Annotated in this window: 18 protein-coding genes; 7 read left to right on the forward strand and 11 right to left on the reverse strand. The window is 62.5% G+C overall.

Features of this window, described 5'->3' with window-relative positions; translation table 11 throughout:
* Positions 1–42 precede the first annotated feature (42 nt).
* From moaA to Q0949_RS07860, 3 genes are read left to right on the forward strand one after another with little or no spacing between them, the layout of a single operon-like run.
* Complete coding sequence (moaA, locus tag Q0949_RS07850) at positions 43–1,050, forward strand: GTP 3',8-cyclase MoaA (RefSeq protein WP_299370273.1); 1,008 nt, start codon at positions 43–45, stop codon at positions 1,048–1,050.
* A gap of 4 nt (positions 1,051–1,054) precedes the next feature.
* A complete protein-coding gene (locus Q0949_RS07855) occupies positions 1,055–2,350 on the forward strand; it encodes a 3-deoxy-D-manno-octulosonic acid transferase (RefSeq protein WP_299370275.1) in 1,296 nt (431 codons plus the stop codon).
* A complete protein-coding gene (locus Q0949_RS07860; protein WP_299370277.1) occupies positions 2,343–3,395 on the forward strand; it encodes a glycosyltransferase family 4 protein in 1,053 nt (350 codons plus the stop codon). Before Q0949_RS07855 ends, Q0949_RS07860 begins: the two co-directional genes overlap by 8 nt.
* Before the next feature lie 12 nt (positions 3,396–3,407).
* On the opposite strand, the gene Q0949_RS07865 is transcribed toward Q0949_RS07860, so the two are convergent.
* The 6 genes from Q0949_RS07865 to Q0949_RS07890 form a co-directional block, all read right to left on the reverse strand.
* A complete protein-coding gene (locus Q0949_RS07865) occupies positions 3,408–4,574 on the reverse strand; it encodes a M20 aminoacylase family protein (RefSeq protein WP_299370279.1) in 1,167 nt (388 codons plus the stop codon).
* 24 nt (positions 4,575–4,598) lie between these two features.
* Complete coding sequence (locus tag Q0949_RS07870) at positions 4,599–5,765, reverse strand: M20 aminoacylase family protein (protein WP_299370281.1); 1,167 nt, start codon at positions 5,763–5,765, stop codon at positions 4,599–4,601.
* A 39-nt stretch (positions 5,766–5,804) separates the two neighbouring features.
* Complete coding sequence (locus Q0949_RS07875) at positions 5,805–7,148, reverse strand: FAD-binding oxidoreductase (protein WP_299370283.1); 1,344 nt, start codon at positions 7,146–7,148, stop codon at positions 5,805–5,807.
* A gap of 89 nt (positions 7,149–7,237) precedes the next feature.
* Positions 7,238–8,398, reverse strand: coding sequence for an acetylornithine deacetylase (gene argE, locus Q0949_RS07880; RefSeq protein ID WP_299370285.1), 1,161 nt, complete (start codon positions 8,396–8,398; stop codon positions 7,238–7,240).
* Complete coding sequence (locus Q0949_RS07885; protein ID WP_299370287.1) at positions 8,395–9,090, reverse strand: SDR family NAD(P)-dependent oxidoreductase; 696 nt, start codon at positions 9,088–9,090, stop codon at positions 8,395–8,397. The genes argE and Q0949_RS07885 overlap by 4 nt, the downstream gene beginning before the upstream one ends.
* Before the next feature lies 1 nt (position 9,091).
* Entirely contained in the window at positions 9,092–10,924 is a 1,833-nt protein-coding gene (locus Q0949_RS07890; protein ID WP_299370289.1) for an ABC transporter ATP-binding protein, read from the reverse strand.
* 292 nt (positions 10,925–11,216) lie between these two features.
* Between Q0949_RS07890 and Q0949_RS07895 the strand changes: the two genes are divergently transcribed.
* The 3 genes from Q0949_RS07895 (at position 11,217) to Q0949_RS07905 (ending at position 14,983) form a co-directional block, all read left to right on the forward strand.
* Complete coding sequence (locus tag Q0949_RS07895; protein ID WP_299370291.1) at positions 11,217–12,920, forward strand: peptide ABC transporter substrate-binding protein; 1,704 nt, start codon at positions 11,217–11,219, stop codon at positions 12,918–12,920.
* Positions 12,921–13,008: 88 nt separating this feature from the next.
* The gene (locus tag Q0949_RS07900; protein ID WP_299370293.1) at positions 13,009–14,016 is read left to right on the forward strand and encodes an ABC transporter permease; all 1,008 of its coding nucleotides are present in this window, start codon (positions 13,009–13,011) and stop codon (positions 14,014–14,016) included.
* Positions 14,009–14,983, forward strand: coding sequence for an ABC transporter permease (locus tag Q0949_RS07905; RefSeq protein ID WP_299370295.1), 975 nt, complete (start codon positions 14,009–14,011; stop codon positions 14,981–14,983). The genes Q0949_RS07900 and Q0949_RS07905 overlap by 8 nt, the downstream gene beginning before the upstream one ends.
* 62 nt (positions 14,984–15,045) lie before the next feature.
* Here Q0949_RS07905 and Q0949_RS07910 read toward each other — a convergent pair whose 3' ends face one another.
* From Q0949_RS07910 to Q0949_RS07930, 5 genes are all read right to left on the reverse strand, one after another.
* A complete protein-coding gene (locus tag Q0949_RS07910; protein WP_299370297.1) occupies positions 15,046–16,329 on the reverse strand; it encodes a DUF3422 domain-containing protein in 1,284 nt (427 codons plus the stop codon).
* 111 nt (positions 16,330–16,440) lie between these two features.
* Complete coding sequence (locus Q0949_RS07915; RefSeq protein WP_299370299.1) at positions 16,441–17,301, reverse strand: hypothetical protein; 861 nt, start codon at positions 17,299–17,301, stop codon at positions 16,441–16,443.
* A 134-nt stretch (positions 17,302–17,435) separates the two neighbouring features.
* Complete coding sequence (locus Q0949_RS07920; protein WP_299370301.1) at positions 17,436–18,953, reverse strand: NAD(P)(+) transhydrogenase (Re/Si-specific) subunit beta; 1,518 nt, start codon at positions 18,951–18,953, stop codon at positions 17,436–17,438.
* Between the two features lie 13 nt (positions 18,954–18,966).
* Entirely contained in the window at positions 18,967–20,547 is a 1,581-nt protein-coding gene (locus tag Q0949_RS07925; protein ID WP_299370850.1) for a Re/Si-specific NAD(P)(+) transhydrogenase subunit alpha, read from the reverse strand.
* 146 nt (positions 20,548–20,693) lie between these two features.
* Positions 20,694–21,107, reverse strand: coding sequence for an isoprenylcysteine carboxylmethyltransferase family protein (locus tag Q0949_RS07930; RefSeq protein ID WP_299370852.1), 414 nt, complete (start codon positions 21,105–21,107; stop codon positions 20,694–20,696).
* Between the two features lie 199 nt (positions 21,108–21,306).
* Between Q0949_RS07930 and Q0949_RS07935 the strand changes: the two genes are divergently transcribed.
* Positions 21,307–22,065, forward strand: a complete 759-nt coding sequence (locus Q0949_RS07935) for an SDR family NAD(P)-dependent oxidoreductase (protein WP_299370303.1) — start codon at positions 21,307–21,309, stop codon at positions 22,063–22,065.
* Positions 22,066–22,068: the final 3 nt, after the last annotated feature.

Here is a 22,068-nt window from a genome sequence, read left to right on the forward strand (position 1 = left end):
GCCCCTTGCGGCCACCGGCCAGCCACCCTACCACTTTGGGCTATGACAGCGCCCCTGATTGATCCGTTTCAACGTGCCATCACCTATCTTCGCGTGTCGGTGACCGACCGCTGCGATTTTCGCTGCGTGTATTGCATGTCCGAGAACATGACGTTCCTGCCGAAGAAGGAATTGCTGACCCTCGAGGAACTGGACCGCATGTGTTCGACCTTTGTGGGTCTGGGCGTGGAAAAGCTGCGGATCACGGGCGGTGAACCGCTGGTGCGGCGGGACATCATGACATTTTTCAACAGCATGGGTCGGCATCTGGAGGCGGGCACGCTGAAGGAGCTGACGCTGACCACCAATGGCAGCCAGCTCGAACGCTTTGCCACCGACCTCTATGCCGCTGGGGTGCGGCGAGTGAATGTGTCGCTGGACACTTTGGATGAGACCAAGTTCGCGGATATTACCCGCTGGGGCCGCCTGCCCCAGGTGCTGCGCGGTGTGGATGCCGCACTGGCTGCCGGGCTGCGGGTCAAGATCAATGCTGTGGCGCTCAAGGGGTTCAACGAGGACGAGCTGGAGACCATCACCGCGTGGTGCGCCGAACGGGACATGGACCTGACCTGGATCGAAGTGATGCCCATGGGCGATATCGGCAACGAAGACCGACTGGGTCAATACTGGTCGCTCAAGGATGTCCGCGCCCGCTATGCCGAAAGCTATACAGTCACCGATCTGGCCGAACGCACGGGCGGGCCTGCGCGCTATGTCCGGCTGGAGGAGACCGGGCAGAAGATCGGCTTCATCACGCCGCTCAGCCATAATTTCTGCGAGAGCTGCAACAGGGTGCGGATCACGTGCACCGGTGAGATCTATATGTGTCTGGGCCAAGAGGACATGGCGGATCTGCGCGCGCCGTTGCGGGCGCATCCCACGGACAACCAACCGCTCGAAGATGCGATACGTGCGGCCATCACGCTCAAACCCAAAGGCCATGATTTCGACTATTCCCGCCAGCGGCTGGACGGTCAGATGCCGCGCCACATGAGCCATACAGGCGGTTGAGCCGGTGCGGCCCACGGCGCTGTTCCACCTTTACCGCGCGTTGGCAGCACTTGCCCTGCCCTTTGCCGCGCGCCAAGTCGTGAACAAGTTGCGCCGGGCAGGCGTCAGCATTGACCGGGCGCATGAGCGGCTGGGCCATGCCACTGCGCGGCGGTCCTATGGCCCGTTGGTCTGGTGCCATGGCGCAAGTGTGGGCGAGGCCAAGTCCGTCCTGCCCGTGATGGCGCGGATGGCACGGGATTATCCCGACATCCAGCTGCTGCTGACCTCGGGCACGGCAACATCCGCCGAGGCCGTGGGCCCGCGTTTGCCTACCGGTGCGGTGCACCAGTTCGGGCCGCTGGACGGGCGCGGCCCGCTGGATCGGTTCCTGAAACACTGGCGGCCCGATGCCTGCGTGCTGGTGGAATCCGAGCTGTGGCCGAACCTGCTCGACCAATGCGCACGGCGCGAGATCCCCGTGGCGCTGCTCAATGCGCGCCTGTCGGACAAGAGCGCGCAAGGTTGGAAACGGTTTCCGGGCACGGCGGCCTATGTGCTGCGGGGGATCCGCATGGCACATTGTCAGGACCAGCGCAGCCGCGATCACCTGCGCGACATGGGCGTGGGTGCGGCGACGCGCGGGGTGAACCTCAAATCCATCATCGGGCCTGTGTCTGTTCCGCGGACCGAGCTAGAGGCGGCGCGTTCCGGTTTGTCGAACCGGCCGATTTGGGTCGCGGCCTCGACCCATCCGGGCGAGGAAGAGGTCGTTCTGGCCGCGCACAAGGCGGTGCTGGCGCAACATCCCGGTCTGTGCCTTGTGCTTGTGCCGCGCCATCCGGACCGCGCGCCCGGTATCCTGTCGCTGATCAAGGCCGCGGGTCTGTCGGTGTCCCGGCGCAGCACCGGGAACAGTCTGGCGGACGGGTCGCAGGTCTATCTGGCCGATACGATGGGCGAGACGGATCTGTGGTATGCGCTGAGCCCGGTGGTCTTTCTGGGCGGATCGTTGTCGGATGTGGGCGGGCATACGCCGTTTGAACCTGCGGCGGCGCATTGTGCGATCCTGCACGGGCCGCACTATGCCAATTTTGCCGAAAGCTATGCCGCTTTTCAGGCGGCGGATGCGAGTGTTCAGATCGAGGATGCCGCTGCTATGTCACAGACTTTGGATATGCTCCTGACCCATCCAAGCCGGGCCGCGCAGCTGGCGGCCAATGCGCGCCCACTGGTCGACAAGGGCGATGCGGCCCTTGACCGTCTGGTCGCCGACATCGCGGATTTGGCGCAAGAGCACGCGGAGAACCGGCATGGTTGATCTGGCGGATATCGACGTGATTGCGCCGAATTTCAAACGCCGCCTGTCGGGGGTGACCTCGACCGTGATCCGGCTGGTGCCGTTGCAAGCGGAGCAAATGGCCATCACCGCCTGCGCGCCGGAGATGCCCGAGCATGTGCCCAATGTGGCGTGGCCCGCCCTGTTGCGCATGTCGCGGGCGGGGCCAAGGGGCGCGCGCGTCTGGCACGCGCGCCGCAATGTCGAGATGATCGCGGGGCTGGCACTGAAACGGCTCTTGGGCAAGCGGCTCAAGCTGCTGTTTACCTCCGCCAGCCAGCGGGCGCACACGGGCCTGACCAAGGCGTTGATTGCCCGCATGGACGCGGTGATTGCCACCTCGGCCAAGACGGCCGCCTATCTGGAGCGGCCCGCCACGGTCATCCACCACGGTATCGACACGGACACCTTCGCCCCGACCCCGGACAAGGCCGCACTCAAGCGCGCCTTGGGCCTGCCGCCCGGTCCGCTCTTGGGGTGTTTCGGGCGCATCCGGGCACAAAAGGGCACGGACGTCTTTGTCGACGCGATGATCTCGGTGCTGCAATCCCACGGCGATGCGGCGGGCATCGTGATGGGCCGCGCGGTAGACAAGGATCAGGCGTTTCTGGAGGATCTGCGCGCCCGCGTCACCGCCGCCGGTATGGCCGACCGTATCCTGTTTCTGCCCGAAGTGCCGGTGTGGAAGACGCCGGAATTCTATCAGGCGCTCGACATCTATATCGCGCCGCAACGCTGGGAAGGGTTCGGCCTGACGCCGTTGGAGGCGATGGCCTGCGGCGCGCCAGCCATTGCAACACGCGTCGGTGCCTTTGAAGAACTGATCGTGGATGGTGAAACCGGCACACTGATCGACGCGGGCGATGTGGACCAGATGGTGGCGGCGGCGAATGCGTTGCTGTCCGACCCGGCACAATTGGCCGCATGGTCGGCAAATGCCCGCCGCCACATGGTCGACCGGTTCCAGCTGTCGCAGGAGGCCGAGGCGATCATGGCGATCTACCGCAACCTGCTGGCCAAGGGCTGACGCGCGCGCCGCTCAGGACGCCGCAGGCATCCGCTGTTCCACGATCTCGGCCCACCACGAGCATCCCGCGGGAATCGCGTCGTCGTTGAAGTTGTATTCGGGGTGGTGCACCATTGCGGTGTCGCCATTGCCCACGAGGATGTATGCGCCGGGCCGTTCTTCGAGCATGAATGCGAAATCCTCGCCCCCCATGACCAGCGGTGCCTCGTCACACTGGCCCGACACAGACCGCGCAACATCGGCGGCAAAGGCTGTCTGTTCGTCGTGGTTGACCATGACCGGATAGTTGCGCTGGTAATCGACCCGCGCCACCCCGCCAAAGGTCGTGGCAATGCCTTCGCAGATCTCGACCACGCGTTTTTCCGCCAGATCGCGCATCTCTGCGGTCATGGTGCGGACGGTGCCCATGATCTGCACCTTTTGCGGGATCACGTTGAACGCCTTGGAGGAGGTTTCAAAGGAGGTGATCGACACCACGATGCGGTCGATGGGATCAGCATTCCGGCTGACGATGGATTGCAGTGCAGTCACGGCATGGGACGCCATCAGGGTGGTGTCGATCGTCTCCTGAGGTTTGGCCGCGTGCCCGCCCAGCCCCTCGAATTCGATCTCCAGCAGGTCAGTCGCGGCAAAGAACGGCCCCGGCCGGATTGCGAATTCACCGACGGGCCGGCCGGGCCAGTTATGCATGCCATAAACTTCCTGAATGCCCCAGCGGTCCATCATGCCGTCATTGCACATCTCGCGCCCACCGCCGCCGCCCTCTTCGGCGGGTTGAAAGATCACCACGACCGTTCCGTCGAAATTGCGTGTCTCTGCCAGGTATTGCGCGGCCCCCAGCAACATCGCGGTGTGGCCGTCATGGCCGCAGGCGTGCATGGCGTTGGGGGTTTGCGAGGCATAGTCCACGCCCGTCTGTTCATGGATCGGCAGCGCGTCCATGTCCGCGCGTAGCCCGATGACCTTGCCGCTTGTGTCGCTCTTGCCTTTGATCACCCCGACGACGCCCGTGCGCCCGATGCCCTCGACCACTTCCTCGCAGCCGAAATCGCGCAGTTTTTCCGCCACCAGCGCACTGGTACGATGGGTTTCGAACAGAATTTCGGGGTGTTGGTGGATGTCGCGACGCCATGCGGTGATATCAGCATGCAGGTCTGCGAAACGGTTCTTTATCGGCATCTGTCGAGGTCCTTCTTGGGGTGTTTATTGCGCGGGCATGCGTTGTTCGACCAGTTCGACGAACCAGCTGCACCCGGCGGGGATCGCGTCATCGTCAAACCGGTAAGCCGGGTGGTGCAGCATGCCATTGTCGCCATTGCCCAGCATGATGTAGGCGCCGGGCCGCGCCTCGAGCATATAGGAGAAATCCTCGGCCGCCATGATGGGCGGCGTGTCGGTGATCACGTCGCCCGCGACGGCGCGCGCGGCGGCGGCGGCATATTCGGTTTCATCCGGGTGGTTTACCGTCACGGGATAGCCGCGGGTATAGGTTACCTCGGCCACGCATCCATAGGCATCGGCAGTGGCTTGGGCGATCTTCTTGACCCGCGCCTCCATCATGTCGCGGACCGCCCCGTCCAGTGCCCGCACCGTGCCCGTCATGCGTGTCACCTGCGGGATGACATTATGTGTGTCCACGTCCGAATGCAGAGCACAGACCGAGACCACCGCAGCGTGCAGCGGATCGACATTGCGGCTGGTGATGCTTTGCAAGCCGAGGATGATATGCGCCGCCGTCACGTTGGGATCGAGCGCCTCGTGCGGGGCTGCGGCATGGCCGCCCTTGCCCGTCACGTGCACCTCGAACTCATCCGCCGAGGCCAAGAGAGGCCCGGTGCGGATCGCGAACTGTCCCGTGGGCAGGCCGGGCATGTTATGCAACCCGTAGACCTCCTGCACGCCCCATTTGTCCATCACGCCTTCATTGACCATCTCGCGGCCGCCGCCACCGCCTTCTTCGGCCGGCTGGAACAGCAGCACGACCGTGCCGTCAAAATTGCGCGTCTCCGCCAGGTATTGCGCGGCTCCCAGCAGGATCGACGTGTGCCCGTCATGGCCGCAGGCGTGCATGACGCCGGGTGATGTGGAGGTGAATGCAACACCCGACGCCTCGAGAATGGGCAAGGCATCCATATCCGCCCGCAGGCCCACTACACGTCCCTTGGTGTCCGTGCGCCCGCGGATGACCGCGACAATGCCGGTCTGTGCCACCCCGGTCTCGATCTCGTCCACGCCGATCTCGCGCAGCTTGGTCGCGACAAAGGCGGCGGTCTCGTGCTCTTCAAACCCAAGTTCGGGATTGGCATGAAGATGATGCCGCCAGCCGGTGATTTCGGCATGGGTTTCGGCCAGTCGGTTCTTGATCGGCATCTCGGGCGTCCTTTCGAGGGGCTGCATCGGGGGTACGGGTTACACAGAGGGTCCTATCTGCATCGCGCTGCCATCGTTGAAGCGGCTCAATCGGAACCTGGTCAGATCATGGCCCGCTTTGTCGCCCGTGACCAGAGCCGCGAGGATCTTTCCCATGCCCGGCCCGATCCCGAATCCGTGACCGCTCATCCCGGTGCCGATGGTCAGGCCGGGAATGTCTGCCACACGGTCCACCACGGGCACCACATCCGGCATCGTGTCAATCATCCCCGCCCAGGCAGAGGCAATACGAACCGGGCCGATCTCCGGGAAAAGCGCTGCAAAGTCGCGGGTCAGCGCCTTGACCTTGGCCCTGTTCGGCGCAGGGTTCAAAATCCGCATGCGCTCGAACGGGCTCTGCTCCTCTGCACCCCAGCGCCGCGCCGTGCCCCAGGCGTCGGGAAATCCACGCGGTGCGGCAGGCAGCAACCGGGTGCCGAACGGGTCAGCACGCAGCTGCGCCAGGTATTTCGGCAAGGCCCGAAACGCATCCGGCCCCACGAACAGCTCGTGAAACCCGCCCGCGGCCAGCGAATACCCGCCATCGGCACGCGGGCGAAACGCAATCCGGTCATCGGTCGCCGCACCGGGATGCACCACAGGCAAAGGCGCGGTCGCAGCCACGGTGGCTCGCACCGAAAGCTGCGGAATGGCAACGCCGTGCCGCCGCAGGAACAGACCGGACCACGCCCCGCCCGCCACCACCACGTCCGGTGCAGCAATCCGGCCCTGTTCGGTGATGACACCGGCGACGCGCCCCGCCGCAATGTCCAGCGCCCGCACAGCACAATTCTCGACAATCACCGCCCCCGCCCGCGCGGCGATCCCGGCCAGCGCAGGCACCGCCACCCAGGGCTCGGCGCGCATGTCGCTCGGGGTGTGCAACGCACCGGCATAGCTGCGGGACATGCCGGGAATGAGTGCCGCCGTTTCCGCCCCCGACAGCAACCGACTATCCACCCCGGCGGCCTTTGCATGGGGCAACCAGGCCGCGTACTCCTCCATCTCCGCCGCCTTCACCGCCAGATAGGTCACACCACCCGTGGTCAGCCCGATATCCACATTTGTCTGACTGGCAAGCACCCGCCAAAGCCGGTTGGCCTCTGCCATGATGGGCAGTTCATCCGGATCGCGCCCCTGTTGCCGGATCCAACCCCAATTGCGCGACGACTGCTCGCCCGCAATGCGCCCCTTCTCCAGCAGCACAACATGCTGCCCACCCTGCGCCAGATAGAGCGCGGTGCACACCCCGATCACCCCGCCACCAATCACAACCACGTCCGCCCTTACGGGATGGGGCCCGGGCCACGTCACCGGCGACGCGTCAGAAATAGGAAAAGTCACATCACATCTCCGAAACCGTTGCCCACCGGGTGCGAGGGTCGGCGGGTGGGCGCCTTTTGGCCGCAGGCCAAAACAGACCAGCCACCGACCTAAACCAGACGTGCCACAAGATCACGCATGAACGCATGGCCTGCCTCGAACTGGGCCACGGTAATAAACTCATTGGGCTGATGCGCCTGCGCGATATCCCCCGGACCGCATACCACGGCAGAGTACCCCGCCGCCTGAAACTGCCCGGCCTCCGTGCCGTAACTGACCACATGCGTGCCATTGTCCCCGGTGATGGCCCGCGCCAGCGCCTCTGCCGCACCGTCCGGCTCCGGCTGCAACGGGGGCACGTTGAACCGCGTGTCGATCGCGATGCGGGTGTCGGGATGGATGGCTTGCATGCCGCGCTCCACCTCTGCCACATGGGCCAGATACGCTTCTTTCAGCGCCACGACATCGTCCCCCGGCACGGCCCGGAAATCCATCGAGAATTTGCAGGACTTCGCCGTGATATTGTGCGCCGTGCCGCCCTGGACCTGCCCCACATGCCACGTGGTATAGGGCGGATCGAACATCGCCGCGAGGGCCGAGGGCATGGCCGCCGCATTCTCGGCATTGCGGTGATTGGCAAAATCGATGACCTTCGCCCCTTCGAGGATCGCGCTCACCCCTTGCGGCAAGAGCGACGAATGCACCTCGAACCCGACCACATGGGTGTCGAACCCCTGCCCGCCCTTGTGGCCCGTGACGGCCTTCATCATCGAAGGCTCGCCCACGATCACCGGACCACCCTTGGGCACCACACCTTGCATCGCCTCAATCATCGGCGGTGCGCCAAGACAGCCGATCTCCTCGTCAAAGCTCAGCGCCAGTTGCATGGGCGTGCTGACCCCGGCGTGATGCGCCTCGACCAGCGCCCAGATGGCAAGCGCATCAAAACCCTTCATGTCACAGGTGCCGCGGCCGAAATACTTGGCCTCCCGTTCGGTCACCACAAACGGGTCCGTATCCCACGGTTGACCATCCACCGGCACCACGTCCGTGTGTCCCGACAAAACCACCGCGCCCTCGACCTCGGGTCCCACATGGGCAAAGAGCGCAGCCTTGGGCTGTTCGGGATGATAATACCTGTGCGACGTGATCCCGTGCCCGGCGAGATAGTCCTCGACCCAATCAACAAGCGGCAGGTTGCTGTCCCGGCTCACGGTCGGAAAGCTGATCAGCTTGGTCATAAGCTCGAGCGGCGTCAGGCGCACAGTCACAATCGGTATCCTCCGGAAACGGTCAAAACCTCGCCGGTCACAAAGGACGCAGCATCGCTCAGCAAAAATCGCACGGCCTGCGCAATGTCTTCGGGCTGGCCCATACGGCCGAGTGCGGTCATATCGACGAAGGCCTGTTTCAACACCTCATCGCGGCCCGCATCCGGCACATCGATGGCGCCCGGAGCGACTGCGTTGATGCGAATGCCCCGCGGCCCCAGCTCCTTTGCGGCGCCACGCGTCCACAGATCCAGCGCAGCCTTGCTTGCACCATACATCGCGGCCCCCATAGGCGGCAGGACAGCGTTCACGGAGGAGATGCTGACCATGGCCGCTCCGCGCTGCAAATGCGGCTGTGCCGCGGCCAGCAACCCCTGTGCGGCAAAGAGGTTGACGTCGAACATCGCGCGGTAATCCGCAGGCGTATAGGCGTCGAGCGGTGAAGTCGAAATGTCGCCGGCATTGTGCACGATGGCATCGATCCGACCATAGCGATCCAAACAGGCCGACACGATCTGGCAAGGCACATGCGCGTCCGTCAGATCCCCCTGCACCGTCGCCACGCCTGCGGGCGGTTCCGGTCGGGTTGTGTTGTAGTGCACCAGCACATCGCAATCGGCCGCGAGGTCAACGACAATAGCCGCCCCAATCCCGCGCGCCCCGCCGGTGACCAGAACGGCCTTGCGTGCCATGTCAGTACCCGCTGTCGGTTGTCAGGACAAAATGGCCCGGCTCCACCTCGTCGTATTCAGACGGCGCAGGCTCGTATTCGACCGGGTGGATCGGCGACGGGATCGGTTTGAAGTTCAAATCCTTCTCGGCCTTGCGCTGGCGTGGGTCCGCGATCGGCACGGCTTTCATCAGAGCCTGAGTATAGGGATGCTGCGGATTCTCGAACAGCCGCGCCCGCGGGCCCATTTCGACAATGCGGCCCAGATACATGACGCCAACATGGTGGCTGACCCGTTCGACGACGGCCATGTCGTGGCTGATGAACAGGAATGACAGATCCATTTCCGCCTGCAATTCCATCATCAGGTTCAACACCTGCGCCTGTACCGACACGTCAAGGGCGGACACGGCCTCGTCCGCGATGATCAGCTTGGGGTTCAGGGCCAGCGCGCGTGCAATCGCGACCCGCTGACGCTGCCCGCCCGACAGCTCGTGTGGGTACCGGCGCATGAAGCTGCGCGGCAGCTCCACCCGGTCAAACAGCATCTCGACCCGTTTGCGCCCTTCCTCGCCCTTGAACATGCCAAAGTTGTGCATCGGTTCGGCCACCTGATCGGCCAGCTGCATCTGCGGGTTCAGCGAGGCAAACGGATCCTGAAAGATCATCTGCATGTCGACCCGCGCCCGGCGCAGATCACGATCATTAAGCGCCATGATGTCGGTATCGCCCAGCCGGATCTCGCCCGCCTGCGGTTCAACGAGGCGCAGGATCGACCGGCCCGCGGACGACTTGCCACAGCCGCTCTCGCCCACGAGGCTCAGCGTCTGGCCCTTGTTGATGGTGAACGACACGTCCTCGACCGCATGCACATTGGCCACGAGTCGCCGGAAAAATCCGCCGCGCACGGGAAATCGCGTGGTCAGCCCCTTGACCTTGAGCAGCGGTGTATCGGTGCCCGGGATCGGTTTGATTTCGTCCTGATTGCGCCCCATCAGCTTCATCGGTTCGGGATGTGCCTTGCCGCGCATTTCGCCCAGTTTGGGCACCGCGGCCAGCAGCGCCTTGGTGTAGGGGTGCTGGGGGTTCTCGAAAATCTGTTCGACGGGCCCCTCTTCGACCTTGTTGCCGCGGAACATCACGACGACGCGGTCCGCCATCTGTGCCACGACAGCCATGTCGTGGGTGATGAACATGACCGCCGTGCCGGTCTCGCGTTTCAGGCGGTCCATCAGCGCGAGGATCTCGGCCTGGATCGTGACATCAAGCGCCGTCGTCGGCTCGTCCGCGATCAGCAGGCGCGGCTCGCACGCGAGGGCCATTGCGATCACCACACGTTGCCGCATGCCACCGGACAATTCGTGCGGGTATTGCCGCAGACGCCGTTCAGGCTCGGGGATACGGACTTGTTGCAATAGGGCGAGCGCGCGTTCCTCGGCCTGCCCCTTGCTGAGGCCTTTGTGCAGGCGCAGCCCCTCGGTCAGTTGCCGACCCACCGTGAACACGGGGTTAAGCGCCGTCATCGGCTCCTGAAAGATCATTCCGATCTCGTTGCCGCGAATGGTGCGCATCAGGTCCTGTTCGGTTTCCGCGAGATCAACAGCATCCGCATCCTTGCGATCAAACACCAGCCGCCCACCCGCAATCTGGCCACCACCAAATTCGACCAACCGCATCAGCGACAGTGACGACACGGACTTGCCGGATCCGGATTCGCCCACGACGCAGACGGTCTCGCCCGCATTAATCTCGAAAGAGACATCTTCGACACCGACGACAGGGCCGTCCTTGGTCTGGAATTCGACCCTCAGCCCCTGAATGCTGGCAATCGGCGAACTGTCTGTGTGATCAAGCATGCGCATCCCCGGTTTTGAGCCATTTTGACCCGTTCCTGTCAAAGACTGGGCGAAGGTCGAGGCACTGTCAAACCCAAGCGCACGAAATTCGCGATTGACCGCACGCAACGCTTGCAATTTCGCCAAAGTCTGTTTCGATATCGGCGTGTGCTTGGGGGGCCAAGTGTAAAAATCGCGGGGAAACCGTGGGTTACCTTGAACAGTGCAAACCTCCCAACGCTGAATTGTGCTGCTGCAAATGCGGCATCTACCTGACGTGCGGGCGCGCCCGCCGTCCAACAAGGAGTATGACATGACAATGAAAACCCTACTTATGGGTGCTGTGGCTACGGCCGCGCTTGCGCCGGCGGCCTTTGCCGAGCGTGGAGCCGACGGCGAGGTCAGCATCATTTATTGGCAAGCGCCGTCCATCCTGAACCCGTATCTTTCCGGCGGAACCAAGGATGTGGAATCGGCCAGCCTCGTGGTGGAACCTCTCGCCCGCTACAACGAAGTCGGCGTCATGGTGCCCTTCCTTGCGGCGGAAATCCCCACTGTTGAAAACGGCGGCGTCAGCGAAGACCTGACAACCATCACATGGAAAATTGCCGACGGCATGCTGTGGTCCGATGGCACCCCGGTGACATCGGCAGACGTGAAATTCACTGCGGAATACTGCATGCACCCCGAAGGCGGTTGTGCACAGGCGGCATTCTTTGACGGCGTTGAAAACGTCGAAGCGCTGGACGACAGCACCGTCAAGGTCACGTTCAACCAGCCCAAGCCCAACCCCTATGGCCCGTTCGTGGGCGGCCAATCGCCCATCATTCAGGCGGCCCAGTTTGCCGACTGCCTTGGTGCCAAGGCACCCGAGTGCACCGAAGCGAACTTTAACCCCATCGGCACCGGCCCGTTTGTGGTGGACGATTTCCGCCCCAACGACGTGATCCAGTATTCCGCGAACCCCAACTACCGTGACCCGGCCAAGCCTGCCTTTGCCAAGGTGACTTTCAAGGGCGGCGGTGATGCGACGGCTGCGGGCCGTGCGGTTCTGGAAACCGGCGAATTTGACTATGCCTGGAACCTGCAACTCGCACCCGACGTGATTGCGCGCATGGAAGAAGGCGGCAAAGGCAAGGCCATCGCAGGCTTTGGCCCGCTGGTGGAACGTCTGGAAATGAACCTGACGAATCCGTCTGCGGACCTGCCGCCAGAGACACGGTCGACCGTGGCCGAGCCGCACCCGTTCCTGTCGGACATCAACGTGCGCAAGGCGCTGTCCATGGCCATCGACCGCCCGCTTCTGGTTGAAGTCGGCTATGGCAAGGCTGGTAAAGTCACCTGTGACCTCGTGCCTGCGCCCGCCATGTTCGCCTCTGGCGATCAGCACTGCGCCACGCAGGACATCGACGGCGCCAAGGCCCTGCTGGACGAAGCCGGTTGGACCGACAGCGACGGTGACGGTGTGCGCGACAAGGACGGCGTCAAGCTGAGCATCCTGTACCAGACCTCGACCAACGCCGTCCGTCAGGACTTCCAGGCGCTGATCAAGCAGTGGTGGAGCGAAATCGGTGTTGAAACCGAGCTGCGCAACCTCGATGCGTCCGTCTTCTTTGGCGGTGATCCCGGTTCGCCCGACACGTTCCAGAAGTTCTATGCGGACGTGGAAATGTATGCCAACACCTTCAACGGCACCGACCCCCAGCAATATCTGGCGGCCTACCGTTGCGGCGGCGAGCCCAAGCCATCGAGCCAGTGGCAGGGTGAGAACATCAACCGTTTCTGCGATCCCGCCTATGACGAGCTGATCGACGAGCTGGCCCGGACCGGCGAAATCGAAAAGCGCGCCGAAATCGCGATCAAGATGAACAACATGCTGACCAAAGACAGCTTTACCATCGTGCCGCTTGTGCACCGTGGTCGTGTGTCGGCCCATGCCAACTCGCTGGGCGGCGTCATCCTGAACGTCTGGGACAGTGAATTGTGGAACGTGGCCGACTGGTACCGCGTGAAGTAATCCTGACCATGGGGTGGGCAGCATTGCCCACCCTACCCCGGTTTCAGACCAAGATATAAAAAGACCTCCGCAAAAGGACTGGCCCCTTATGCTGACCTTCACAATACGCCGGTTGATCCTGTCGATCCCGACGCTTTTGTTCATCAGCCTTGTTATTTTCCTGTTGCTGCAACTCGCCCCCGGCGATCCCATGGCACAGGTCCCGCTGACCGTTCCGCCCGAAGTCAAAGAGAAGATGCGCGAGGCGCTTGGCCTCGGCCAACCGATCCATGTGCAGTACTGGAAATGGATTGTGCAGTTCTTCTGGATCGAACCTCAGGTGCTGATCGATCACTGGTTCGGCACCTCTTTTGCCGAAGGCAAGCAGCGCGTGATTTCCTGGCAGACGCGCAGTCCCGTTATGGACATCGTGGTTCAGCGTATTCCCCAGACGCTGTGGGTGGTCGGCCTGTCCTATGTGGTGGGCATTCTGATCGCCCTGCCCATCGGGATTTACTCCGCCTACAAGCAGTATTCGGTGTTCGACCAGACCGGCACTTTCATCACGATGATCGGGTTCTCCATCCCGCCGTTTTTCACCGGGCCGCTGCTGATCGTGATCTTTTCGGTGCAACTGGGGTGGTTTCCGTCAATCTACGACACCACCCATGTGGTCACCGACTGGGCGAGCTTCAAAGTGCAGTTCATGCAGATGATCATGCCGGTCATGGTTCTGGCCCTGCAGACCACCGCACAGCTCAGCCGCTATATGCGGTCTTCCATGCTCGACAACCTTGGGCAGGATTACGTGCGCACCGCGCGCGCCAAGGGCCTGCGTGAAGGCGTTGTGGTCATGGTCCACGTGCTGCGCAACTCGATGATCCCGGTGATCACGGTTATTGCGCTGGGTGTGCCGTCGATCTTTGGCGGTGCGATCATCACCGAGAACGTCTTCAAGGTGAACGGGATCGGGCAATTGCTGCTCACCGCGCTTTTTGCCAATGACATCCCCATGGTGATGACGCTCACCTTTATCTTCGCGATCCTGATCGTGCTCTTCAACCTCATTGCCGACGTACTCTACGGCGTGCTCGACCCGAGGATCCGCTATGACTGATCAAACCGCAGCAGACCCCTATGCCGCCTTGCAGGACAAGGAACCGCCAAAGGCGCCACGCAGCCAGTGGAAAGACGTCTGGGACCAGTTCAAGCACCACAAGGGGGCCCTGTTCGGTGGCGGGTTCCTGGTCTTTATCACGCTGGCGGTGATCCTTGGGCCCTACATCTGGCAGGTCGATCCGCAAAAGCTGGACATCCGCAACAAGGACATGCGCCCGATCTACGTGGCGCTCTGGGACGGCACGGCCAAAACAGGCTGGTTCCGGCCACTAGGCACCGACAACCTTGGGCGGGACATCCTCGCCAACCTGATCGCAGGGGGGCGTGCCTCCATGGCGGTGGGGTGGGCCGCAATGGTGCTGGCCCTGTTGATCGGCACATCCGTGGGGGTGGTCTCCGGCTACTTCAAAAAGGCGGATTTCTGGCTCATGCGCTTTACAGACCTGGTGCTGTCACTGCCAATCCTGCCGCTGCTTCTGGTCGCCGTGACCCTGTTCCGTGAACCACTGCGCGCCAATTTCGGCCCCGAAGGCGGCATGTTCATCCTGATTGTGTCGGTGGTGGGCCTCACCTCATGGATGCAGACCGCTCGGATCGTGCGCGGCGATATCCTGGCCCTCAAGGAACGCGAATTTATCCTCGCGGCGCGCTCTATCGGCACCACGTCGGGCAAGATCATTCGCCGTCATTTGCTGCCCAATGTCGTGTCCCCGATCATGGTGTCGGCCACTCTCGGCCTGGCCACAGCGATCATCACCGAAAGCGCGCTCAGCTTCTTGGGCGTGGGCTTTCCGTCGGACTTCCCGACATGGGGCAAGCTCTTGGCCGACAGCGTGCAGCGAATGGAGCAGTACCCCGAACGGGTGATCCTGCCGGGTATCCTGATTTCGCTGACAGTGCTGGGCGTGAATTACCTGGGCGACGGCTTGAGGGACGCGCTGGATCCGCGAATCCGCGGCCGCTAAAAAATGCGGGATGGCGGGCGGGGCGTCTTTGGCACAGCCAAAGCGCGTCCGACCCGGCACCCCTACTTCTCGACTTCAGCGCGCAGACGGCGGATCATGCCCCAGACCAACAGGACAACCGGCACCGTCACAAGGGCCGTCAGAGCCCCCTTGGACAGCCCCGTAGGTGCCTCCAGCGGGTAAAGAAGATAGGACGCCAGCGACACCGCATAATAGCTGATGGCCACCACGGACAGCCCTTCTACCGTGCGCTGCAACCGCAATTGCAGATCTGACCTTTTGTCCATGCTTTCCAGCAGCGCCTGGTTCTGCGCCGACCGTTCCACGTCGACCCGCGTGCGCAACAGGTTCGCCGCGCGCACGCCCCGCGCCGACATCGCATCCAGCCGGTCCTGCGCCGACCGCACGGTCCGCATTGCGGGTTGATACCGGCGCACCATGAACTCGCGAAACGTCTGTCCGCCCGCATGCCGATCCTCGCGCAGGGCCGCAATACGCTCGTTCACGATCGCCTCATAGGCCCATGTGGCGCCAAAGCGAAACGACGATTGCGCCGACAGCGTCTCCAGCTCGGCCGAAATCGCCAGCAAGGCCTGAAGCGTCTCCTCGGCCTTAGATCCCTCTTCGGACATGACCTCGACCAGTTCGGTCAGCCGCGTATCCAGCGCGCCCAGCTGTGCACCCATGGACCGGACCCGCGCAAAGCCCAGCATGGACATGGATTTGTAGGTCTCGATCTCGCACAGGCGTTGTACGATGCGCCCCATGCGGCGCTGCCCGGTGCCTTCGGACGCAAACACGGCAAACCGCATGTGACCGTTTTGATCGATGCGAAAATCTCCTGCCATGATGGCGGCGTCTTCCAGCACGGAACTGACGGCAAGGCTTTCGGGGACGAACCAGTCCTGCAGACAGTCGCGCATCCTTGCGTCATCCTTGCGCGCCTCCACCCGGATCAGGATCGACGTCACGCGCTGCCCCGGTGCCGCCTCGAGCCAGTCCTGCGGGAAAGGATCAAAGGCGCGCGGATCAAAGGGCCGATCCTCGACCCCTTCGGAAAAGATCGTGTAGGTGACAAACTCGGTGTGCTGCTCCCACTTGAGCCAATGCCGCCCGATCTGCCCATAGTAATGCGTGGCACCAGGCTGCGGATGCGGCACACCGTGCCGGTCCAGCAGCGCCATAAGGTGGGCAACATCCGCATTCCGGTCCCGGTTCGCCGCCATCTCGGCCTTTTTGAACGCCACATAAGCGGCCGAGCACGGAGCCTGCATTGACGGAAACGGGCGCGCATGCAGCTCGTTCGCCAGTTGATAGCGCAGGGGGTGGTCTTCGATGGGTGCCATGACTGCTCCGAAAGCTCTTTACGGCGAGATAATCCGAAACCCGCGCAAATCAAAACTCTTTTTTGATAATTTTCAATGCGTTAACGGGATGCAATGGTATGCAATCCGCGCTCACTTGGCCAAGGCAGCCCGTACCTGCGCCGTGAGAGGCAAGTCTGCACGGTCCAACACACGGGCAACAAGTGCCTTATGCCCCTTGGCTTGCGCCATTTCCAGCAAGCTGCGCACATAGCCCGGATCACTGTGCCGTTTGCGCAAGAGCCTGCGGAACTTGACCGGGTGCAACCCGCCCTTGATCGCGCGGCTGGCCACGGTCGACATCAATCCCATGGACTTGAAATGCTGCGGAACGCGGTGGCGCATGAAGGGTGTGTGGTAGTGCGTGACCCTGCGGCCCGTGATACGTGCGGCATGTGCGGCATCCGCACCCCACCACGGGTCATAGATCAGCTTGACGCTTGCCGCGCGCCGAATGGTCTGGGCCGCATCGACCCACGGGCCCGACCACTGGCCCAGTTTGCGCCCACCGGGAAACCGCGTCTCGAACGGGACCAGTGATTGGCGCAAGGTCGTCTGTGGCGAAATCGCGACAACGCGCGCACCGGGATGCACGATGGAAAAGGCGCAGGCCGCGTAACCGCCCATGGACGCGCCGTAAAATACGACCTCTTCGAAATCCGCAAAGAAACCCGTCTGGCGCAGCTCGCGATAGAGCGCGAACATGTCCCTGTGCCGGAACCAGTCGTTTTGCTTGGTCATATTGCCCAAGTGGGACCAGCCCATCTCTTGGGCCAGTTGATGTCCCCACGGCATCCGCGGCGGTTCGGAGTTGACCGAACCGAAGTGATCGAAGGTAACCATGAGCTTGGACGAGCGCGGCATGAACACCGCGCAGTGGCGCGGCATGTTGCGGATGAATCCCTGCCGCCCGGACTTGGCCGAAGCCTCCAATATGGATTTCAACAAGGTCATGCGACCGCCACTATTAAACCTGCACCTGAATATCCTAACCCACTTTCGAGGCTCTTGTCAGTCATCCGGTCATCACAAAAAAGGGGCGCAGCAAACCGCCACGCCCCCTCGGGATGTCGTGTCGTCTGACCGGGTCAGTCGATCATCGGCAGCAGCTTGTCGATAGACGCCTTGGCATCGCCATAGAACATGCGCGTGTTGTCCTTGAAGAACAGCGGGTTCTCGATGCCCGAGTACCCTGTGCCCTGTCCACGCTTGGACACGAACACCTGCTTGGCCTTCCAGCATTCCAGAACGGGCATGCCGGCGATGGGGCTGTTCGGATCATCTTGCGCAGCCGGGTTCACGATGTCGTTGGAGCCGATCACGATGGCGACGTCTGTGTCGGGAAAGTCGTCGTTGATCTCGTCCATCTCCATCACGATGTCATAGGGCACCTTGGCCTCGGCCAAGAGTACGTTCATGTGCCCGGGCAAACGGCCTGCAACGGGGTGGATCGCAAAGCGCACCTCTTTGCCTGCCGCCCGCAACTTACGGGTCAATTCGGCCACGCCTTGCTGCGCTTGTGCGACCGCCATGCCGTAGCCGGGGATGATGATGACACTATCGGCCTCGTTCAGGGCCTGTGCCACGCCGTCCGCCTCAATGGCGACCTGCTCGCCTTCAACCGCCATTTGTTCGCCCGCAGGGCCGCCAAAGCCGCCAAGGATCACGGACACGAAGGACCGGTTCATCGCCTTGCACATGATGTAGGACAGGATGGCACCGGACGAACCGACCAACGCACCCACAACGATCAGCAGGTCATTGCCAAGGGAGAAGCCAATGGCCGCAGCCGCCCAGCCAGAATAGCTGTTCAGCATGGACACGACGACGGGCATGTCTGCGCCGCCAATGCCCATGATCAGGTGATAGCCGATGAACAGACCCGCCAGCGTCAGCAGAACCAGCGCCCAAGACCCGGAACCGCCCAGATACATGATCAGCAGGATCACCGACAACGCCGCCGCACCGGCATTCAGGAAGTGCCCGCCGGGCAGTTTCTTGGCCCCGGTGTCAATCTCGAACGGCAGTTTCGAAGACCCGCCCGCCAGTTTGGCATAGGCGATGACAGAGCCGGTAAAGGTCACGGCTCCGATCCAGATACCCAGCACCAGTTCAACCCGCAGGATTCCGATCTCCACGCTCGATTTCTTGGCAATCAACTGACCAAAAGCCGACAGACCGTCATAGATTTCCTTGGGCAGACCAATCGCCTTGACACCGTCGTCACCCACCGCGCCCATCACAAGGCCTTCGGCCGCATAGATGTCACCGATGTAGTTGATCATCAGGTCGGCGTTGAACCCCACGAAGACGGCCGCCAGACCCACGAGGCTGTGCATGATCGCCACAAGTTCGGGCATCTGGGTCATCTCGACCTTCGTGGCCAATTGATACCCGACAGCTGCGCCGCCCGCGATCAGAACGAGCGAAGCAAACCACAGGCCGGAGCCGGGCCCCACGAGGGTCGCCAAGACGGCGATGCCCATGCCGACGATCCCGTACCAAACGGCGCGCTTGGCGCTTTCCTGGCCGGACAACCCGCCGAGGCTCAGGATGAAAAGGATGCCTGCGACCACATAGGCCGCGATGGTGAATGCGTTCTCCATTGTCCCCGCCCTCTTAAGATTTCTGGAACATGGCGAGCATGCGCCGTGTCACGAGGAAGCCGCCGAAGATGTTGACGGAGGCCATGAAAATACCCAATGCGCCCAAGAGCGTGATCAGCAGGCTCGACGATCCGACCTGGATCAGCGCGCCGAGGATGATGATCGAAGAGATCGCGTTGGTCACCGCCATGAGCGGCGTGTGCAGCGAATGCGCCACGTTCCAGATCACCTGGAACCCGATAAAGACGCTGAGCACAAAAACGATGAAATGCTGCATGAAGCTGGCCGGCATCCCCGGGATCAGCCCGATGCCGAGAACCAATGCACCACCAATCCCAAGCAGGGTAACTTGGTTGCGGGTCTGGGCCTTGAATTCGGCTGTTTCCTTTGCGCGCTTTTCTTCCGGCGTCAGCTCTTTGGGCGCTTCTTTCTTGGGTGCGGCGGCAATGGCCGCAACCTTCGGGGGTGGCGGCGGGAAGGTCACTGCCTTTTCATGGGTGATAGTCGCGCCGCGAATGACGTCATCTTCCATGTCGTGGTTGATGGCACCGTCTTTTTCCGGCGTCAGATCCGTCATCAGATGGCGGATGTTGGTGGCATAGAGGCTCGAGGCCTGTGTCGCCATCCGGCTGGGGAAGTCGGTGTAGCCAATGATGGTCACACCGTTTTCCGTCACGATTTTTTCGTCCATGACCGTCAGCTTGCAGTTGCCACCCTTTTCGGCGGCGAGGTCTACAACGACGGAGCCGGGCTTCATCGCGGCGACCATGTCCTCGGTCCACAGCTCAGGCGCTTCGCGGTTGGGGATCAGGGCCGTGGTGATGACGATATCAACCTCGGGGGCCAGTTCGCGGAACTTGGCCAGCTGGGCCTCGCGGAACTCGGGCGACGAGACGGAAGCGTATCCGCCGGTGGCCGCGCCATCTGTCTGTTCTTCTTCAAAATCGAGGTAGACGAATTCGGCCCCCATCGATTCCACCTGCTCTGCCACTTCGGGCCGAACGTCAAAAGCGTAGGTGATCGCGCCCAAGGACGTGGATGTCCCGATCGCGGCCAGACCGGCCACGCCCGCGCCCACAACCAGCACCTTGGCTGGCGGCACCTTGCCCGCGGCGGTGATCTGGCCGGTAAAGAAACGGCCAAAGTTGTTGCCTGCCTCTATCACGGCACGGTAGCCCGCGATGTTTGCCATGGACGACAGCGCGTCCATCTTCTGGGCACGGCTGATCCGGGGGATCATCTCCATCGCGATGACGGTTGCGCCTTTCTTGGCGGCCGCCTCCATCTTGGCCTCGTCCGCCACTGGGCTGAAGAACGAGATCAGAGTCTGGCCGTCGCGCAGACGCTTCATTTCCGCATCATCGGGCACACGCACCTTGGCAACCACATCGGCCGCTTTCCAGAGGGCGGCAGCCGTTTTCACGACCTCGACGCCCGCAGCCGCATAATCCGCGTCCGCGAAACCGGCCTCGGTCCCGGCGCCTGTCTCGATCACGCAGTCATGACCCAGCTTTTGCAGCGCCGTTGCGCTGTCCGGCGTCATCGCGACGCGGCGCTCCCCGGCAAATGTCTCTTTTGGTGTTCCGATCTTCATGCGGAGCATTCCCCCATGCTTGGTGCAGAATTGAGTGGCCAGGCCACATGGACAAGTGGCACGCGTTGCCCGCGTGTCCAGTAGCGTTCAACGTACCGAGTTACAAGCAGTGCACCGGGGTCAACCACGAAATAAATGGAAAGTCATTACAACCACCTGCGCACTTTTTGTTCGTACCGCGCAAATTCCACCCTGAATTGGCTTCGCATGCGGTCTTCTTCGGGCACGATGAAATGGCGTTCGATCCACCAGACAAAGGCCGGGACCAGAACCAGAGACGGCACTGCGTCAAACCGCACGATGAGCCCTGTCAGGATCAATGCATCGCCCAGATAGATCGGATTGCGGGTTCGGGAATAGACGCCAGTCGTGATCAGATGCGAAGGCGTCTGGTGCGGAATGACGGTGGTTTTGGCGCGGTAGAACTCAAGGACTGCGGCAAGGATCAGGATGATACCCGCACCGATAAGCAAGCCTGCCATCACCTGTGTCACCGGGGTGTTCACGCTCATGCCCATCGGCAGAAAACGCCCCTGACACCATGCCAGAAAGAGCGCCATGACCAACCAGACGGGGGGGATATCGAGTACGTTTTTCAAGGGCTCATTCCAATGGCCGAAATGTGGCTTGACGCATGGTCACTGTCAACCAAATCGGCGAAATAACGGGGCTATGGGACGAATTGTCCGCTTTGCCGTTGCCTGACTGCCAATCGTGCCGCACTGTGCCTGCGTTTTGACCAGATTGGAGAGATGCGCGATGACAAACCTGACCGGAAAACACGCGCTGGTTACAGGCGGCGGGACGGGGATCGGGCTGGCCATTGCGCGCATGCTGGCGACGCAGGGCTGTGCAGTGACGATCACCGGGCGGAGACAGGAAGTGCTCGACGACGTGTCTGGCGACGGGATCTTTGGTGCCGCCATGAATGTGCGGGACGAGGACGCGGTCGAGACGGTGGTGGCCAAGGCCGTGGAAGCGCGCGGGCCGGTGCAGATCTGTGTGCCCAATGCAGGCATCGCCGAGGGGCGCGCCTTGCACAAAACGGACATGGCGTTCTGGCGGGACATGATGGCCATCAATCTCGACGGCGCGTTCCTGACCGTGCGGGCCTGCCTGCCGGGGATGCGCAACACCGATTGGGGCCGCGTGATTGCCGTGTCGTCGATTGCGGGTCTGCGCGGGTTGCCGGGGGCTGCGGCCTATTCTGCGTCCAAACACGGGCTGATCGGAATGATGCGGTCGCTGAGTGAGGAGTACATGGGCCAGCCTTACACGTTCAATGCGCTGTGCCCCGGTTATGTCGATACGCCCATCGTGGATCGCAATCAGGACGCGATCGCCGCCCGTACCGGTATGAGCGTCGCCGACGCGCGCGAGGTCATGATCAAGTCAAACCGCCACAAACGGCTTTTGGATGTCGAAGAGGTGGCTGCCGCCGCCTTGTGGCTGGTCGGGCCCGGATCGCAAAGCATCAACGGGCAGTGCATCCAGATTTCCGGCGGTCAGACTGTCTGACGC

This window comes from uncultured Tateyamaria sp. (genome assembly GCF_947487805.1).
In the GTDB taxonomy this organism is placed as follows: domain Bacteria; phylum Pseudomonadota; class Alphaproteobacteria; order Rhodobacterales; family Rhodobacteraceae; genus Tateyamaria.

Bases quoted from the DNA above. Each gene is read 5' to 3' on its own strand.
- Q0949_RS07860 (WP_299370277.1), top strand. From the start codon at position 2,343: ATGGTTGATCTGGCGGATATCGACGTGATTGCGCCGAATTTCAAACGC.
- Q0949_RS07910 (WP_299370297.1), bottom strand. From the start codon at position 16,329: ATGGCACCCATCGAAGACCACCCCCTGCGCTATCAACTGGCGAACGAG.
- Q0949_RS07925 (WP_299370850.1), bottom strand. From the start codon at position 20,547: ATGAAGATCGGAACACCAAAAGAGACATTTGCCGGGGAGCGCCGCGTC.
- Q0949_RS07870 (WP_299370281.1), bottom strand. From the start codon at position 5,765: ATGCCGATCAAGAACCGACTGGCCGAAACCCATGCCGAAATCACCGGC.
- Q0949_RS07900 (WP_299370293.1), top strand. From the start codon at position 13,009: ATGCTGACCTTCACAATACGCCGGTTGATCCTGTCGATCCCGACGCTT.
- moaA (WP_299370273.1), top strand. From the start codon at position 43: ATGACAGCGCCCCTGATTGATCCGTTTCAACGTGCCATCACCTATCTT.
- Q0949_RS07930 (WP_299370852.1), bottom strand. From the start codon at position 21,107: ATGGCGCTCTTTCTGGCATGGTGTCAGGGGCGTTTTCTGCCGATGGGC.
- Q0949_RS07885 (WP_299370287.1), bottom strand. From the start codon at position 9,090: ATGGCACGCAAGGCCGTTCTGGTCACCGGCGGGGCGCGCGGGATTGGG.
- Q0949_RS07890 (WP_299370289.1), bottom strand. From the start codon at position 10,924: ATGCTTGATCACACAGACAGTTCGCCGATTGCCAGCATTCAGGGGCTG.
- Q0949_RS07920 (WP_299370301.1), bottom strand. From the start codon at position 18,953: ATGGAGAACGCATTCACCATCGCGGCCTATGTGGTCGCAGGCATCCTT.
- Q0949_RS07915 (WP_299370299.1), bottom strand. From the start codon at position 17,301: ATGACCTTGTTGAAATCCATATTGGAGGCTTCGGCCAAGTCCGGGCGG.
- Q0949_RS07865 (WP_299370279.1), bottom strand. From the start codon at position 4,574: ATGCCGATAAAGAACCGTTTCGCAGACCTGCATGCTGATATCACCGCA.
- Q0949_RS07905 (WP_299370295.1), top strand. From the start codon at position 14,009: ATGACTGATCAAACCGCAGCAGACCCCTATGCCGCCTTGCAGGACAAG.
- Q0949_RS07935 (WP_299370303.1), top strand. From the start codon at position 21,307: ATGACAAACCTGACCGGAAAACACGCGCTGGTTACAGGCGGCGGGACG.
- Q0949_RS07895 (WP_299370291.1), top strand. From the start codon at position 11,217: ATGACAATGAAAACCCTACTTATGGGTGCTGTGGCTACGGCCGCGCTT.